This window comes from Microcoleus sp. S36a_B3, from assembly GCF_036700745.1.
In the GTDB taxonomy this organism is placed as follows: Bacteria; Cyanobacteriota; Cyanobacteriia; order Cyanobacteriales; family Microcoleaceae; genus Microcoleus.
This window is the reverse complement of the sequence record NZ_JAUBPN010000013.1, coordinates 65,212-80,612: the sequence shown is the minus strand read 5'-3', so window position 1 is coordinate 80,612 and position 15,401 is coordinate 65,212. Positions and strand designations below refer to the sequence as shown.

The following is a 15,401-nucleotide window of genomic DNA, read 5'->3' as shown; positions in this document are numbered from 1 at the left end:
TGTATCATTTGTGTCCCACAGCCAGTTAAACTCATCACAGTCGCTTTTTTTTAGGAATTGCAGTCTGTTTTGTCGATCGCCCGGGTTCTCACCGCACAGCCAGCGGCACAGTAAAGCACTGCGGCGATATGTCCTCCTGAGCGCACAGTCTGGCTAAGGTGTTTGTCTCGCACCTTATGGCTGAGAGTTCTTGGGTTAATCTCGCATCACTCAAAACGCAGGCTGTAAAGTGCAAATATACATAATTACCCAAACACCATAATTTTGATGACAAAAGGGGACTTGTAACAAGATGGATCGATCGCAAGATCAAAACCGAATAGTTGAATATTTACGGATTAAGCCAATTAGTCACAGTCAGATTTATACTTCGCAAATTGCGGTACCTGAGACTGAGGGGAGAGAAATCCCTCGCGAACGCCGCGAAGCTCTCAGAAGAAGCCTCATCGAGCAAGGTAGCAACTTAATTCCTTTAATTGTACGTCCTACAGAAGCTTACAGCAACGAAGAAGAATATGAAGTAATCTGCGGCTCAGATTGGTGTATTGTTGCCAAAGAACTCGGCACCGAGCAAATGTGGGCTTGGGTGTTTGAAATGACGGATGAGGAGGTAGCTGCTGCTCGATCGGAAATGGAACATTTAGCTCCGCAACCGACTCAGAAAACCGCACAACTTGAGACTCTACTGCAACAATTTGAGCTGTCGTTTCAAAAAAAAGTCGATAGTCTAACTAAACAAATAGAACAATCTGTTAAAAAAAATGAAGATTTACTAAAAAAGCAACTAAAAGCTCTAATTGAGCCTAATTTTGAGAGTGACAGAATAGAACAAATTCAGCGTCGGCTCGAACAAGTTGAAAAAACATTTCACGAAAAGGTAGATAAATTGGCTAAAAAAAATGAACAGTCTGGGAGCGATAATTCTCCGACATCGGCGGTAATTTCTGAGATAAATCTGGCAGGTGCGTCGATCCAGTTGGATGAACTAGAAAAGCTGCTGTCAATAAAATTAAAACGCACAGTCCAAATTATTAATCAGTTTGTTTCCGAGGCGATTGAAGATGTAGAAAGCGATCTCAAAAATCAAATCGCTATACTCCGCAGCCAACTTTCCGACGGTGCGACGCCCTCAGAAATACCGCCGCAAATACAGGGTAAAAAGCAGCCGAAGTCGCAGCGTCAGAAGCAGTCGAAGGCGCAGCAAAAACCTCAGCTACCGCAGTTACAGTTGCCGTTGCCGTTGCCGTTTCCGCCCCAAGAGGAAGACTACGAGGATCTTTCACTGAGACGGTTAAAGGCGATCGGCAAAGACCGGAAATTGCCGGGATACGCGCGCATGAAACGACCGGAAATTCTAGCGGCTCTCAGAGAATCTGACGCGCAATAAAGGGGTAATTGCTAATATTTCAAGACTTATTGTTCGGTGTTCGATCGCGTTTTTAGACAAAAGCGCGATCGGGATTTCAGAATAGTCCTCGGCAGAGATATCAAAAGCTTGCTAAAATAGACACACAACCTCTTACTCCTCACCCAGCAGCCATGTCCGCAACCGCAGAATTAGCTACTACCCAAGAAATACCAGAACAAGAGATACCGGAAAACTTTATCTTTCCGCCCGACGATTTATATAGTGATGAACATTCCGTAGAAACAGAACTGCACCTGCGACAAATAATCCTACTGCTCAACTGTCTAGAATGGCTGTGGCGAGATAGAAATGATTTCTATGCTGCGGGAAACCTCACCCTTTATTACTGTTCCAAGCAACTCAAATCGAAGGACTTCCGAGGCTCAGACTTTTTTGTGGTACTCGGAACTGAACGAAAAACTCGGAAAAGCTGGGTTGTTTGGGATGAAGAGGGAAAGTACCCGAATATTATCGTTGAAATCCTGTCGCCCAAAACAGCGAATATAGACAAAAACTTTAAAAAACAACTCTATCAAGATACTTTCCGCACTCACGATTACTTTTGGTTCGATCCAGAAACTTTAGAGTTAGCTGGGTTTCATTTACTTGACGGGGAATATGAAGCAATCGCACCTAACGAATTCGGGCATCTGCGGAGTCAGCAGCTCGATTTGAGTCTGGGAATTTGTGGGGAAAAATTGCGCTTTTTTACGGCTGAAGGGAAGCTGGTTCCTACTTTAGAAGAGGTTGCAGAAAGGGAGGCTCAACGAGCCGATCGCCTGGCCGCGAAACTGCGAGAATTAAATATCGATCCCGATACAATTTAGCGCCCGGTTCATCCCAAAAAAACGGTTGATGGCTTGGTGTATTCGAGGTCGCCAAAATCGCACAGCCGACCAACTGGCGCGCCCGCAACCGCCTTTTTGAACAACAATAACCGCAGGTGATGACCGTTGCGGGCGATCGGTCAATCAACACTCACACACTATGTCAAGATTAATTAGCGCGATCGGCCAAAACTCCCAGTTTCAGTCAAGCGTAAAAATCCGACGCAGCAAGCTTCAATGAACAATCCCATCTACCCCGGCATAACTCTCAACAACCACTACCGAATCGTCCGCGAATTGGGACACGGAGGCTTCGGGCGCACCTACCTAGCTGAAGATGCCCACCGATTTAACGAACCCTGCGTTTTAAAAGAATTTGCGCCCCAAGTGCACGGAAGTTACGCCTTACAAAAATCCGAGGAACTCTTCGAGCGAGAAGCCGGAGTGCTCTACAAGCTGCAACACAATCAAATCCCGCGCTTCCGCGAACTGTTTCGAGTCAGTATTAGCGATCGAGGCTACCTATTTCTCGTCCAAGACTACGTACCGGGCCAAACCTACCGCTTCCTGCTGGATGCCCGCAAGCGTCAGGGTTTGCGGTTCATAGAAGCAGAAATCAATCAACTGCTGTTCCAGATTTTGCCAGTGCTCGAATACATTCACTCTCTGGGAGTGATCCACCGCGACATCTCCCCAGACAACCTGATTCTGCGCTTGTCTGACGGAATGCCGGTGTTGATTGACTTCGGCGGAGTAAAACAAGTCGCAGCCACCGTAGAATCTCTGTTTGCCGAAGCTAACGGTACTCCCGCCCCCGCAACTCGCATCGGCAAGCTCGGCTATGCTCCCGTCGAACAGATGCAAATGGGCATCGTCAATCCCCACAGCGACTTGTACGCTCTGGCGGCGACAGTTTTGGTGTTGCTGACGGGGAAGGAACCGCATCAGTTGCTCGACAGCCAGACGCTGAATTGGAACTGGCGGGCAGAATGTTCTCTATCTCCCAATTTGTCCCTAGTGTTGGATAAAATGCTCGCTCACGGGCCGAACCAGCGTTACTCCTCGGCTCGCGAGGTAATGCTCGCTCTCTCCGGCAATCCGCCTTTACAGCCACCGCAGCCGGCCCCAAATTTTGCGCCCGCGCCGTCGCCGGATCGATCGCCCATACCCATGCCCGCCCCAGTCCCAACACTGCCGGGAATTCCTGTGCGAGCCGCTATTAACAACCAGCAAAAAATGCCTGCTTGGCAAATGGTTTTGTTTGTGGTAGTGGTGCTTGTTGGTATGGGGGGAGTTGGCTGGTTTGCGGGCAATTATTTGTTAAACCTGCAATCAAAAGTGCAGAAAATTCCCCAAACTCGGGGCCCGAAGCAGCAGCAAGAAGATGTTTTGCGCGATCGCTTTTCAAGGCTCGGAATTGATGATCGATTCTATAGCGGTTACGTCAACCTTGTAGACGAAAATTTCTATGCCAAATACCCAGAATTGGGTGGGCGACTGCTAAAAGAAGGTGAGGACGATCGCCTGTGGCGCGAAAGGTGGCAGAAAATCGGCGACGAGTTGCTCGACAAACTCCAAAACCTCAGCAGCGACGCTAGAGCCAGGTTGGGGAGTTACACCACCGCCGATATCGATCGCTGGAAAATAGAGGTTAACAAGCTGAATTTGAGCAGTCGGGCTTTGTACGATTTGGCTGATGCTAAGTTCTTTTATTGGTTTCCGCGACAGCCGCGCGATCGCAATCTGATTGGTTTGCCGATCGGACAAATTTGGCAAGCAATCACCGCCGACACCCTCGCAGCTTTGCAAGCAGGAGCAACTCTCGAAAGCGTAGAATTTGACAGCCGAGCTAACAGCAAAACCCTCACAGGTAATCTCAAACCCGGAGAAGGCAAAGCATATATTGCGCGGTTAGCTCAAAATCAAACTTTGCGCGTAAATTTGCAAGCGCCGCCAAAATCTACTCTGCTGTCAATGTATTCTCCTGGGAGAACCACCAAAGCTAGAGCTTTGCTGCAAGATGCAGAGGATCAAAGTTGGTCGGGATTGCTGGATGATGCTGGTTTTTATGAATTCGTAGTGGTTTCTCAGTCATCCGAGCCGATCGCCTACGAATTGAATCTGACAGCAAAGTAAGAGATTATAACACAATTCTCTCCAAAATATACAACTGTCGGGCAATTCCCAATCCATATCCAGTCAATCATGCTCAATTCTTGAGACTAGAGTTGCACTCAATCGCTTTCAATCATTGAATTATCTACGTCCATCGGTGTTTATCCGTTTAAAATCTGCGGTTAAAAGAGCAATCGAATATTGATGCAGCTCAAGTCTTTTAATCTCAAATCCTATAACCCCCGCCCAAAAACAGACATAAGCCCCAGACACTCGTCGCTGGTCGCCCCAAACTTTATATGCAAGATGGATTTGCAAATCAATCTAAAATCTAAAACTTGTACCCTCGCGACTTGTCGGCTGGCGCAGCCGAAGCAAGCCGAAATATCTAAAATCTCAAATCGATTGATGGCTATTGACGCTTTGAGGGCGATCGGGCAATAATAAGGTAATCCTGAGCTGGTGAATTTTTAGATTCAAAAAAATAATATGGTGAGATTTGCGATCGTAGCTTTATTAACTTTGGGATTAGTATTAGTGACAGCATTTGGTTTGCGTCCCGCCAGTGCAACAGTAAGCAATCCCGAATTTTATGCTTGGAACTTTGCCTCTGTAGGCAGCAGCGAACTTGTGTGTAAAAAGACAGTTGTAGTTCCGCAAAACAAAATCGTTGCGTCATCAATGCAGGCTGTCAGCATCAATTCTGCAATTGTAGATAACAAGTTTTGTGAGAACTCCACTAAGCCATTGAATTAAGACGGTGTATCCGAGCCTATCCTGATGAGCTAGCATTAAAATTTGCTCGCGCGTGCGGACTAAAGTCCGCAGCCGGAGAGTGGACTAAAGTGAACACTACGAATCGTTGTTATGGCGATCGACAAGACACGATATAAGCGGGCATTATATAAGTAATTGCCACCATCTGCTCGCAGAAAGTGTTGGCGACATTTTTTGAGGATCAATCTCCGCGAGCTTGTAATAATAATTTATAAAACTTGTATCGCGCCGCAGTTTTCTGACCTGACAAAACTGGACAAATATCGAACTATTCCCAATTTTGTCAGGTATTCGATTGTGATTTAAGAACAGATGCAAAATTATTAGCCATTTGGCTAATAATTTATTGGCTAATTGGCCTAATCAGTAGCTCGTTAGTTTGAGTATGCTAGAGTTAGTCAGGTTCTGATATATAGTGCCATCTGTAATCTAAGTATCATGCTCAAAATTTTGGTTATTGAGGACGACGAATTAATCCGGGAAACTCTTCTGCAACTCCTGGAATCTCAAAGCTATCGGGTGATTGTCGCCGAAAACGGTCGATTTGGGGTGCAGATGGCACTTTCAGAAATCCCCGATTTAATTTTGTGCGACGTGCAGATGCCGGAAATCGACGGTTATGACGTGTTGCGGACGTTGCGACAAAACTCTCTAGCCGCAACAATTCCATTTATTTTTCTCACGGCTCAAAGTTCCAAAACCGATTTTCGTCGGGGGATGGAATTGGGAGCCGACGATTACCTGACAAAGCCCTTTACTAAGGCTGAATTGCTCGGAGCCATTGCTTCTGGCATCTCGAAACGGCAAAGAATTACTCAACCGCTGACATTCGCGCTTCACCAAGCAGAAGCCAGACTCAAAGATTTAGTTAACGAATCTACCAATGCTTCAGTCTTCTCTCCTGAAAAGTTGGCTCTGGAATCTCTGCTGCGCCGCGCTTTGGCACAAGGTGAGTTTCAGGTATACTATCAGCCGCAGGTAGATATTGCTACCGGACAAATCATCGGTGCTGAAGCCTTGGTGCGGTGGCAAAATCCCGATCGAGGTATAATTTCTCCCGCCGAATTTATTCCCTTAGCCGAAGAAACAGGTTTAATTATTCAGATTGGCGAGTGGGTACTGCTTTCAGCTTGCGCTCAAGCCGCTAGTTGGGTGGCGGCGGGGTTTTCGCCCTTTAGGATATCAGTAAATTTGTCGGCCAGACAGTTATCCGACCCGGAACTCAAAGCGCGAATCGTGCAAATATTGGAAACTACAGGCTTGGAGCCTGCTAATTTAGAATTAGAAATGACCGAAAGCGCTTTAGTGGAAAATGCGACAGTCGCAGGCGCTACTTTAAACGAACTTAAAGCTCTAGGAATTCGGATTGCGATCGACGACTTCGGCACGGGTTATGCTACTTTAGGATATCTCAAGCTATTTGCCTTTGACAGTTTAAAGATCGATCGAATTTTCGTCCGCAATGCCAATGAAGACTCTCAAAATGCTGCTATTACTACAGCAGTAATTTTACTGGGTCACAGTTTAAACATGACAGTAATTGCTGAAGGCGTAGAAACAGAAGCAGAACTAGCCTTTTTGAAAAAGCACAACTGCGATATCATCCAGGGATATCTGTTCAGCCGCCCCGAACCCGCACCGATATTTGAAAGTATCTTAGTTGCCGACCAGCGTTTGTTCGCGCCGCCCGCGGCGGCTGCAACTGCTCACTTTATGCCCTTTGTACCCCTGTCGGAACCAGAAAAATCTAAAAACCTTTCCATGTCTAGTCTAGGAATAGTCTAAATGTTAGCAAGATTTGTGTATAATAAAACAAAATTCTGGCTTTTAGCTGCTATTTTCTGCGGAAAAGTTGACGATGCTTCATAAAAAGTTGTACTTTTTTTGGATAGGCAAATAAAAAAAGGAGATTTTCCCCAATATTCCTCTACTTCTTCTCATTATGTGGGAGCGGCACCGGTAATTGGACTATTTGAGGAATTGTGCCGTCTTGAAATTGGGAGCCTTTATCAAGTTGCAGCAGGTAAACTCATTTAAGTTCCTACTTTGGGAGCCGCAGTTTTAAAAACTGTCAACGGGAATTGGTGCAAGGCTGTCATGGAAAGAATCTTAGTAGTTGACGACGAAGCAGACTGTCAAACAGTCTTAGCAATGTACCTGGAAAGCCAAGGATACCGGGTGGAATGCGCTACTTCTGGAATTGAGGCGCTCTCGATTTTTGAAAATGCCCCTCCTGATTTGGTAATTTCCGATGTGATGATGCCGGAAATGGACGGGTTTGAGTTTTGCCGGCGCTTGCGTACTACCCGTTTGGGACAGTTAGTGCCGTTTATATTTTTATCAGGCCAAGGCGAGATTGAGTCAAAAGTTGAGGGTCACGCGATCGGCGCTGACGATTATCTGGTAAAACCTTTTCAGTCTGAAGAAATCTTGGCTAAAGTGAAGGGACAATTAGAGCGCTCTCACCGCATTCACGCCGAGATTGTCCGACTGCTGCAAACTTCTAGCGCTAGGCTGGAGCCAAAACTTGTGGCCGTATTGCCAAATCCTGCACCTTTGCCGCTCACACCAGCCGAGGAAAGAGTGTTTTGGGAAGTTATCCAAGGTTATACTAACAAACAAATTAGCGATCGACTGTTTATTAGCCCCCGGACTGTACAAGCTCATTTAGGCAGCATATTCAGCAAACTACAGTTAGAAAATCGCGCCCAGCTTGTGAAATTCGCCCTAGAAAGGGGATACAAACCACCTCAAAATTAGCTCGTATACCCATTCTGATTTAAGAGAGGTAATGGGTAATTGGTAATTGGTAATCGTAATTGGTCATCGCTCGTGCTTGACCGAACTCACCTAAGAAGCTCTATAGATAAAGCCAGGGTGCGCCAGCCGGTCAAACGCTCTCGTAGCTGCTAAAATAATCGCGGCTGACGCACTCTAGGACCGAATTACTCCAAATTCCCAACACAATCAGGAAAAGTAGTTATCACACAAACCCCCGGCCCCAAATTCGTACCCCGCAAGTTAGCACGTTCCAAATCAGCTTGCCGCGCATTATTAGCCGCGTCAATATTTGTCCCGCTCAATTGAGCTTTAGCAAGCCGAGTATTTGACAAAATAGCATTCTGCAAATTAGTATCGCGCACGTCAGCAAAAGACATATCCGCTCCGCTTAAATTCGCGCGATTCAAATTAACTCTAAAAAGCAGCGAACGCCTCAAATCCACATTCGACAAATTAGCTTGCAGCAAATTAGATTCGCCCAAATTAGCATTAAAAAGTTTAGCACCGCGCAAATCAGCTCTCGTCATATTTGCCCGCCCCAAAAAAGCATTAGACAAATCCGCATTTCGCAAATTAGCACTGTCCAAGCCAACACCGTACATCTCCGCATTAACCAAATTAGCATTCGCCAAATTAGCACCACTTAAATCCGCTTCTAGCAAATTAGCTTCGTAGAGATTAGCTCCGCTTAAATCAGCCCCCCTTAAATTTGCTCTGTACAAACTCGCCTTAAACAAATCAGCATTTCTTAAATCGCAGCCCTCACACTCCTTACTTTCCAGCAACCGCCGGACATGATCTGGATTTTGAGCTTTGACGGGAGCTGCCAGCAAAAACGGCGCTAAAACTGCTATAGTTGCCGTTACACTTGCCAAGATTTTAAGTTTCACAAACAAACCTCACTGCCACTTCAGATCGATCGTACTCGCAAACAGTAGAATTTCAACCCATTTCTTTCTCTCTTTTCTCCCTCTCTGCGCTCTCTGCGCTCTCTGCGGTAAAAAAAAACAGCATTCGCAGCCAATGATTTAGACCTGCTTACAGCAAGGCGGGCAAAGCCCGCCCTACTTAACTCAATCAAGCCTCATCTAAAGCTGCAACACCAGGCAATTCCTTACCTTCTAGCAGTTCCAAACTAGCACCGCCACCAGTAGAAATGTGGCTCATTTCTGATCCCAAATTTAACTGTTCCACAGCCGCTACCGAATCACCGCCACCGATAATTGTGGTAGTGCCGGTTTTAGTAATTCCCGCCAAAGAATGGGCAATTCCTTCAGTTCCAGCAGCAAACTTCTCCATCTCAAACACGCCCATCGGCCCGTTCCAGATTACTGTTTTGCAATCGGCCAAAGCATCTTGGAAAGTTTTCACAGAATCCGGGCCGATATCCAAACCCATCCAACCGTCGGGAATATTCTCAACAGAGACAGTTTGAGTGTTAGCATCAGCAGCAAACTTGTCAGCAACTACCACATCAGTAGGTAACAGAAAAGTAACTCCCCGTTCCTTCGCCTTAGCTTCCAAAGACTTCGCCAATTCCAGCTTGTCATCTTCCACCAAAGACTTACCAACGCTCAAACCGCGAGCCTTGTAGAACGTGAACACCATGCCGCCTCCCAGCAGCAATTTGTCGCACTTTTCGAGCAGTTTTTCAATGACTCCAATCTTGCTGGAAACCTTGGAACCACCGATAATAGCAGCTAAGGGACGCTGAGGATTGTCGATCGCACTACCGAGATACTGCAATTCCTTCTCCATCAAAAACCCAGCCACAGAAGGACTCAGATACTTAGTAACGCCCTCAGTAGAAGCGTGAGCCCGGTGAGCGGTACCAAAAGCATCATTGACATACAAATCGGCCACAGAAGCTAACTTCTTGGCAAATTCCGGGTCATTTGCTTCTTCTTCGGGATAGAAGCGGACATTTTCGAGCAAAACCACATCGCCATCAGCCATCGCCGCCACTGTAGCAGCCACTTCATCGCCGATGCAGTCGTCAGTCTTTTTGACCTCTTTCCCCAACAATTCCGACAGCCGCTTAGCAACCGGAGTCAAGCGCAACTTCTCCGTCACACCCTTGGGACGCCCGAAGTGACTGCACAAAATGACCTTAGCGCCCTTGGACGCTAAATCCTGAATAGTCGGCAGAGCAGCCCGGATGCGAGTATCATCAGTGATATTGCCGTTGTCGAGCGGCACGTTAAAGTCCGCCCGCACCAATACCCGTTTGCCCGATAAGTCTGATGCTGATAAATTTGCTACAGTTTTTTTTGTCACAGGATTAACCTCCTAATATGTGTGTTTTTGTCTAATTCCGTTGAAATGGTGGCACTCGTCACTTGCACTTGGGGCCTCGGACGCATTCAACCGCGCCCGCACACAAAACGGAAGATGAAACAAACGGCACTGATTTGGCTCAACGTAAACATTTTATCGGAGTCCGTGTCCGGGAAATGCGAACTATGTTCAAGACTGTCTTATTTCCTGTAGATCAAAGCCGAGAAGCCCGCGAAGCTGCCGAAAAGGTTGTCAATATTGTGAAAACCTACGCTTCTCGTTTAGTTATTCTGTCGGTAGTCGAGCCCCCAGCCGATGAGGGCGACGCGCCGTCAGAGGTGATGAGTTCGCCCGAAGCAGTGGCCAAGCTGCTGTCAGAGGCCCAATCGATGTTTTCCCAGCAGGGAATTGAAGCTGAAGTCATTGAACGAGAAGGCAAACCGGCTTTCACGATTTGTGATGTGGCTGACGAAATTGGCGCTGATTTGATTGTGATGGGCTGTCGCGGGATGGGTTTAACCGATGATGGGGCGTCTGACAGCGTTACCAATCGGGTGATCAATCTGTCTCCTTGTGCAGTTTTGATTGTGCCTTAACAGAAGGAAGAGGGAACAAGGAAGAAGGAAGAAGTAAGAAGGAAGAAGGAAGAAGGAAGAAGGAAGAAGGAAGAAGGAAGAAGGAAGAAGTAAGACAACTCTTTCTTATTGCTTCTGGCATTTTTCTCGATTCTTTTTCCATTTTCCTGATTTCTTCCTTCTTCCCTCTGCTTCCTTCTCTCTGCGCTCTCTGCGCCCTCTGTGGTTAGTTCCTTCTTATTTATTCCTTAGATTTATTGTAAAAGTCGCTTTTCAATGAGGAAATTATCTACATTTATCTGCCTTTCATCTACGGTTGGCTGGCTCGATCAAAGATTTATGTAATAAGCCCCTTCCTTCTTCCCTCTTCCCTCTTCCCTCTTCCGACGGACTTACATCCGTTACATCCGTTACATCCGTTACATCCCGTACATTGCTCGTTGCCGAACTTCCCTCTTCCCTCTTCCTTCTTCCTTCGTATTATGAAAATTCACTGGTATCCCGGTCACATTGCCAAAGCTGAACGGGCATTAAAAGAACAGCTAAAGCGAGTAGATGTGGTGCTCGAAGTCCGAGATGCCCGCATTCCATTGGCGACTTACCACCCCCAAATGCCTAGCTGGGTGGGCGGTAAGGCGCGAGTATTGGTGGTCAACCGCATGGATATGATTACGCCTCGAACCCGCGAGGCGTGGGAAACATGGTTTGAGTCCCAGGGAGAAACCGCCTATTTTACCAATGCCGAGCACGGCCAAGGAGTGCACGATGTTTCCGATGCTGTCCAGGAGGCTGGGGTGCAGCTAAATAAACGCAGGTTCGATCGAGGTATGCTGCCCCGTCCAGTTCGGGCGGTGGTAATGGGCTTTCCAAATGTCGGAAAATCTGCTTTAATCAACCGGCTGTTAGGACAGAGAGTAGTGGACAGTGCCCGCAGAGCTGGAATAACTAAATCGCTCAGATGGATTCGCATTTCTGACGAAATTGAGTTATTAGATGCCCCCGGAATCATCCCCACCCGGATTAACAATCAAGAAAATGCCATAAAATTAGCTATTTGCGAAGATATTGGCGAAGCTGCTTACGACAATCAAGTAGTAGCCGCGGCTATGGTAGATTTGGTCCTAAAACTTGAGGCGGATGATGACACTTTAGTATCAGTATCTGGTTTCAAATCCCGGTATAAAGTAGATATAGGATCTAGTAACGGTGAAGATTATTTGCACGAGGTAGCAAAAGACAGATATAAAGGAGATGTCGAACGAACGGCGCGACAAATGTTGAATGATTTTAGAACTGGTGTGTTGGGTAAGCTTAGTTTGGAATTGCCAGTGGATTAATCAGACTCGTGCTGTACCACTAATCAGGAATGGCATTAAATAGGGATTTGGTGACTCTGAGGATTTGAACTTCGTCTCCTATTCGTACTATTTTTCCGGCGGCTTCCCGTGGTACTCGCGTGTTAACTATCGGTCTGCTCAAGTGATTTAAACCCCCATCTTTTGCCAAGTCAGGCATAATTTCCTTGTACTTGGCTATTAGTACATTTTTCAAATTTGGATAAGCTTCTGTCGTGGCCGAATTTCGCGTTGATAGGAGACAGGGCTGACGGGGTTTAATACCTTCAAATATTACTGTCCCTATTTTAAACCTAACAATTTCGTCTGCTTCTGGAAAAAGTTGGTCTTCCCAAAAAGCCGGGACATCTCCTATTTCAATATTAGCTCGCAAGCGATGTCGCATCTCGTTAACGCAAACTCTCGGAAACCAAGATGCAGTTTCGGCAATTGTTTGGGTACTGACAATAGTTGGCCCCGGTGCTGCGGTATCGTCGGGAAAGCCTGTCAGCAAGTTTTCAATTAATTGAACGGAGAAACCGAAGTAGCTACTCAACCAATATTCTATTTCGGGGCGTTCTCTATCTACATGAAAAAAAATTTCTTGTTCGGTGTCTTTAATTTTTAGACCGGCAATTCTTTTTTTGATGTCAAATGAAAAGTGCAGAAAATGGATTCCGCTGTTGCGCTTAGTGTTAATAAATTCTCCTGCTGCGTCGCAGATTGCAAAAGAGCGATCGCCTTCTAGAGCTCCGCTAGCAAGAATAGTGGCTTGACTGACTGCTATGCCGTCCAGAGACTTGACTGGATAGATATGAATGCTGGCAACGTAAGACATTTTGATTTATTTATAAATAATTGTCTTTTTAGATACACTATAGCATCCTCTGCCGGCAGAAGGATGACGGCTGTTGACTTTTTGAAATAAAATTGGGCAATTTTTTTGAAGTGTAATTTTTGCCCTAGATATTTGTAAAGAATAATTAAATAATTTTGGCCGCTATTGCCGATCTTGTGGTAACTCTTATGCTATAAAATATAGGACTTAGGCACGGGCGACCCGAAACCGGGTTTTTAACTAAAATATTTATTTAAAACTTTCTTGGGAGAATTTTAAAAGTCTGTTTTTTTGTTGGGGTGCGTCCATGACTAAAGTACAAAAAATTGAACTGAGTTGCAAATAATGACTGAAAGCGAAAAAACAGGCAGGATTTCGCGAAGAAATTTAATGTTGAGGGCTGGTGCAGGGATGCTGGCGGCAAGCATTGCACCCACGCTTTTACAAGCCCAAGCTGCAAATGCAAATGCTGCAGAGATTATTTCTGAGATCACTCCCGACGGTGCTCTCAAGAAATTGATGGAGGGGAATCAACGCTACATTGAACAAAAACGGACATTTCCCGACCAAGCCCGATCGCGAATTGTCGAAGTAGCGCAGGGTCAACATCCGTTTGCAACCATCCTTGCTTGTTCTGATTCGCGGGTTGCTCCCGAAATTATTTTCGATCAAGGATTGGGTGATTTATTTGATATCCGAGTAGCTGGAAATTTTCTCGACGATGTGGTTCTGGGAAATATCGAATATGCCGCATTAGAATTAGGTGTTCCGCTATTAGTAATTTTGGGTCACGAACGCTGCGGTGCTGTTAAAGCTGCTTTAGACGGCAAAGCTGTACCCGGTCACATTGGTACTTTGGTGGCGGCAATTAAACCGGCTGTGGATGCGACAAAAAATCTCGATGGCAATGCGTGGGATAATGCAGTCAGAGCTAATGTGAAAATGAATGTGCAGAAGTTAAGTTCTTCGTCGCCTATTTTGGCTGAAGCTGTGAAAGCGGGCAAGCTGAAAGTTGTTGGGGGGCGCTACGATTTGGATAGCGGCAAAGTGGAGATAATTGCTTGATTTTGCTGTAAGTCATTAGGCATGGGGCATGGGGCATGGGGCATGGGGCATGGGGCATGGGGCATCTTGCCCGATCGCGAAGTCAAAGGCTAGTCCAACGTCATTGGTCATTAGTCCTGTCCCCGATCGGGAATATCATTGGTTAATAAAGTAGATATGCCAGCTTAAATCAAGCCCATTTCTTGCAGGCCTCGGCGGAGGCGTTCTGCTTCAAAGGGGCGGGACTGTTCGTGAAGGGCGATCGCTCTTTTGAATTCTGCTAAACTCTCTGGCATTTTGCCAATTTTTAGTAGCGCTACTGCCAAGTTTTGATGAGCTTCGGCGTATTCGGGAGAGATTTTAATGGCTTGTCGGTAATAAGCGATCGCATCTGCTAAATTTCCGCCTGCTTTCAGCGTCACTCCCAAATTGTAGTGACCTGTTGCAAAATTGGGGTCTATTTTTAATGCTGCTTTGTAAGCTTTTTCTGCAGCAGGCAAATCTCCTTCATCTTTGAGCAAATTGCCCAAATTGTTGTAAGCGCCCAACTTCAGCGCCGGGAAAACATTCGTATTAATTGCCGCTTGATAGTGTTCTTTTGCTTTAACAAACTGCTGCTGCAGGCAGTAAGCAATTCCTAAATGATAGTTGAGTTCATAAATAATAGAATCATCAATTGCGACATTCGTCAATCCTCTGGTTAATAAATTAATTCCCCGCCCAATTTGCCCGCTTTCTACATAAAGCGCGCCTAATTTGCTACAAGCATAGGCGTCGTTTGGATAGTAAGCTATATAGCGTTCCATTGCTGCTTGAGCTTTTTGGAATTTATTTTTGGCGGCGATCGCATTTTTGTGATAACCAGAGTGGTAAATCGCCACATCGGGGAGAGAAGCTATTTTCCATGTGGGTTCCCTCTGCAAAATCTCAGCCGCGCTGTCGTCTATCATGGCGTGGTAGGGGCGAGAGAAGCGGATGTCGGGGCGATTGCGAAACAAGCGGGAGACGAGGGAATAGGGAGATTGAGATGCACCGATTTCTTGGCGAATGAGATTGATTAGCAGCAGTCGATCGCTCTTAATGGCCTGCTTAAGAAGAGGTACAATCTCCGGTACCAAAACCTCATCGGCATCCAAAACCAAAATCCAGTCGCCTCGGGCGTGCTTGAGAGACTCATTGCGGGCTGCTGCGAAGTCGTCGCACCATTCAAAGTCATAAACCCTCGCCCCAGATTCACGGGCAATTTCACGGGTGCGATCGCCCGAACCAGTATCAACCACGACTATTTCGTCAACAACACCCTTAACGCTGTCCAAAGTCCGCGACAGTGTTGCTTCTTCATTCTTGGCGATCGTGCACAGTGTCAGATTCATAGGATAATTGTAATTTTTTTTACCAGTACCACACAAAAATTCCGAGAAAAGA

Annotated in this window: 14 protein-coding genes; 10 read left to right on the top strand and 4 right to left on the bottom strand. The window is 46.2% G+C overall.

Annotated elements, in window-relative coordinates:
• The first annotated feature begins 292 nt into the window (after positions 1-292).
• The 7 genes from QUA01_RS15820 to QUA01_RS15790 all read left to right on the top strand — a co-directional run bounded on the left by QUA01_RS15820 (position 293) and on the right by QUA01_RS15790 (position 7,887).
• Positions 293-1,387, top strand: coding sequence for a Rho termination factor (modular protein) (locus tag QUA01_RS15820; RefSeq protein ID WP_333090630.1), 1,095 nt, complete (start codon positions 293-295; stop codon positions 1,385-1,387).
• 152 nt (positions 1,388-1,539) lie between these two features.
• Positions 1,540-2,235: a Uma2 family endonuclease gene (locus tag QUA01_RS15815; RefSeq protein WP_333090628.1), complete on the top strand. Its 696-nt coding sequence runs from the start codon at positions 1,540-1,542 to the stop codon at positions 2,233-2,235.
• A gap of 237 nt (positions 2,236-2,472) precedes the next feature.
• Positions 2,473-4,371, top strand: coding sequence for a serine/threonine-protein kinase (locus tag QUA01_RS15810; RefSeq protein WP_333090626.1), 1,899 nt, complete (start codon positions 2,473-2,475; stop codon positions 4,369-4,371).
• 291 nt (positions 4,372-4,662) lie between these two features.
• Positions 4,663-4,794, top strand: coding sequence for a hypothetical protein (locus QUA01_RS15805; RefSeq protein WP_333090623.1), 132 nt, complete (start codon positions 4,663-4,665; stop codon positions 4,792-4,794).
• 45 nt (positions 4,795-4,839) lie between these two features.
• Entirely contained in the window at positions 4,840-5,106 is a 267-nt protein-coding gene (locus tag QUA01_RS15800; RefSeq protein WP_194070777.1) for a hypothetical protein, read from the top strand.
• 459 nt (positions 5,107-5,565) lie between these two features.
• Complete coding sequence (locus QUA01_RS15795; protein WP_194070776.1) at positions 5,566-6,912, top strand: EAL domain-containing response regulator; 1,347 nt, start codon at positions 5,566-5,568, stop codon at positions 6,910-6,912.
• A gap of 312 nt (positions 6,913-7,224) precedes the next feature.
• On the top strand, positions 7,225-7,887 hold the full coding sequence (locus tag QUA01_RS15790; RefSeq protein WP_194070775.1) for a response regulator transcription factor: 663 nt from the start codon (positions 7,225-7,227) through the stop codon (positions 7,885-7,887).
• A 185-nt stretch (positions 7,888-8,072) separates the two neighbouring features.
• Here the strand turns inward: QUA01_RS15790 and QUA01_RS15785 are convergent, their stop codons facing one another.
• Positions 8,073-8,798 carry a pentapeptide repeat-containing protein gene (locus QUA01_RS15785; protein ID WP_333090621.1) on the bottom strand — a complete coding sequence of 242 codons (726 nt, stop codon included), beginning with the start codon at positions 8,796-8,798 and terminating at the stop codon, positions 8,073-8,075.
• Between the two features lie 187 nt (positions 8,799-8,985).
• Entirely contained in the window at positions 8,986-10,185 is a 1,200-nt protein-coding gene (locus tag QUA01_RS15780; RefSeq protein ID WP_194009193.1) for a phosphoglycerate kinase, read from the bottom strand.
• A gap of 185 nt (positions 10,186-10,370) precedes the next feature.
• On the opposite strand from QUA01_RS15780, the gene QUA01_RS15775 reads away from it, so the two are divergent.
• Both QUA01_RS15775 and ylqF read left to right on the top strand, forming a co-directional pair.
• On the top strand, positions 10,371-10,781 hold the full coding sequence (locus tag QUA01_RS15775) for a universal stress protein (protein ID WP_333090620.1): 411 nt from the start codon (positions 10,371-10,373) through the stop codon (positions 10,779-10,781).
• 461 nt (positions 10,782-11,242) lie between these two features.
• The gene (ylqF, locus tag QUA01_RS15770; RefSeq protein WP_333090617.1) at positions 11,243-12,097 is read left to right on the top strand and encodes a ribosome biogenesis GTPase YlqF; all 855 of its coding nucleotides are present in this window, start codon (positions 11,243-11,245) and stop codon (positions 12,095-12,097) included.
• A 19-nt stretch (positions 12,098-12,116) separates the two neighbouring features.
• Here the strand turns inward: ylqF and QUA01_RS15765 are convergent, their stop codons facing one another.
• Positions 12,117-12,932 carry an MOSC domain-containing protein gene (locus QUA01_RS15765; protein ID WP_333090615.1) on the bottom strand — a complete coding sequence of 272 codons (816 nt, stop codon included), beginning with the start codon at positions 12,930-12,932 and terminating at the stop codon, positions 12,117-12,119.
• Positions 12,933-13,277: 345 nt separating this feature from the next.
• Between QUA01_RS15765 and QUA01_RS15760 the strand changes: the two genes are divergently transcribed.
• Positions 13,278-13,997 carry a carbonic anhydrase gene (locus tag QUA01_RS15760; RefSeq protein WP_333090614.1) on the top strand — a complete coding sequence of 240 codons (720 nt, stop codon included), beginning with the start codon at positions 13,278-13,280 and terminating at the stop codon, positions 13,995-13,997.
• Between the two features lie 164 nt (positions 13,998-14,161).
• Here the strand turns inward: QUA01_RS15760 and QUA01_RS15755 are convergent, their stop codons facing one another.
• The gene (locus tag QUA01_RS15755; protein WP_333090613.1) at positions 14,162-15,349 is read right to left on the bottom strand and encodes a tetratricopeptide repeat protein; all 1,188 of its coding nucleotides are present in this window, start codon (positions 15,347-15,349) and stop codon (positions 14,162-14,164) included.
• Positions 15,350-15,401: the final 52 nt, after the last annotated feature.

Excerpts from the sequence above, each read along its gene's own strand:
- QUA01_RS15790 (WP_194070775.1), top strand. The coding sequence starts at position 7,225 with ATGGAAAGAATCTTAGTAGTTGACGACGAAGCAGACTGTCAAACAGTC.
- QUA01_RS15760 (WP_333090614.1), top strand. The coding sequence starts at position 13,278 with ATGACTGAAAGCGAAAAAACAGGCAGGATTTCGCGAAGAAATTTAATG.
- QUA01_RS15815 (WP_333090628.1), top strand. The coding sequence starts at position 1,540 with ATGTCCGCAACCGCAGAATTAGCTACTACCCAAGAAATACCAGAACAA.
- QUA01_RS15820 (WP_333090630.1), top strand. The coding sequence starts at position 293 with ATGGATCGATCGCAAGATCAAAACCGAATAGTTGAATATTTACGGATT.
- QUA01_RS15800 (WP_194070777.1), top strand. The coding sequence starts at position 4,840 with ATGGTGAGATTTGCGATCGTAGCTTTATTAACTTTGGGATTAGTATTA.
- QUA01_RS15810 (WP_333090626.1), top strand. The coding sequence starts at position 2,473 with ATGAACAATCCCATCTACCCCGGCATAACTCTCAACAACCACTACCGA.
- QUA01_RS15775 (WP_333090620.1), top strand. The coding sequence starts at position 10,371 with ATGTTCAAGACTGTCTTATTTCCTGTAGATCAAAGCCGAGAAGCCCGC.
- QUA01_RS15795 (WP_194070776.1), top strand. The coding sequence starts at position 5,566 with ATGCTCAAAATTTTGGTTATTGAGGACGACGAATTAATCCGGGAAACT.
- ylqF (WP_333090617.1), top strand. The coding sequence starts at position 11,243 with ATGAAAATTCACTGGTATCCCGGTCACATTGCCAAAGCTGAACGGGCA.
- QUA01_RS15765 (WP_333090615.1), bottom strand. The coding sequence starts at position 12,932 with ATGTCTTACGTTGCCAGCATTCATATCTATCCAGTCAAGTCTCTGGAC.
- QUA01_RS15755 (WP_333090613.1), bottom strand. The coding sequence starts at position 15,349 with ATGAATCTGACACTGTGCACGATCGCCAAGAATGAAGAAGCAACACTG.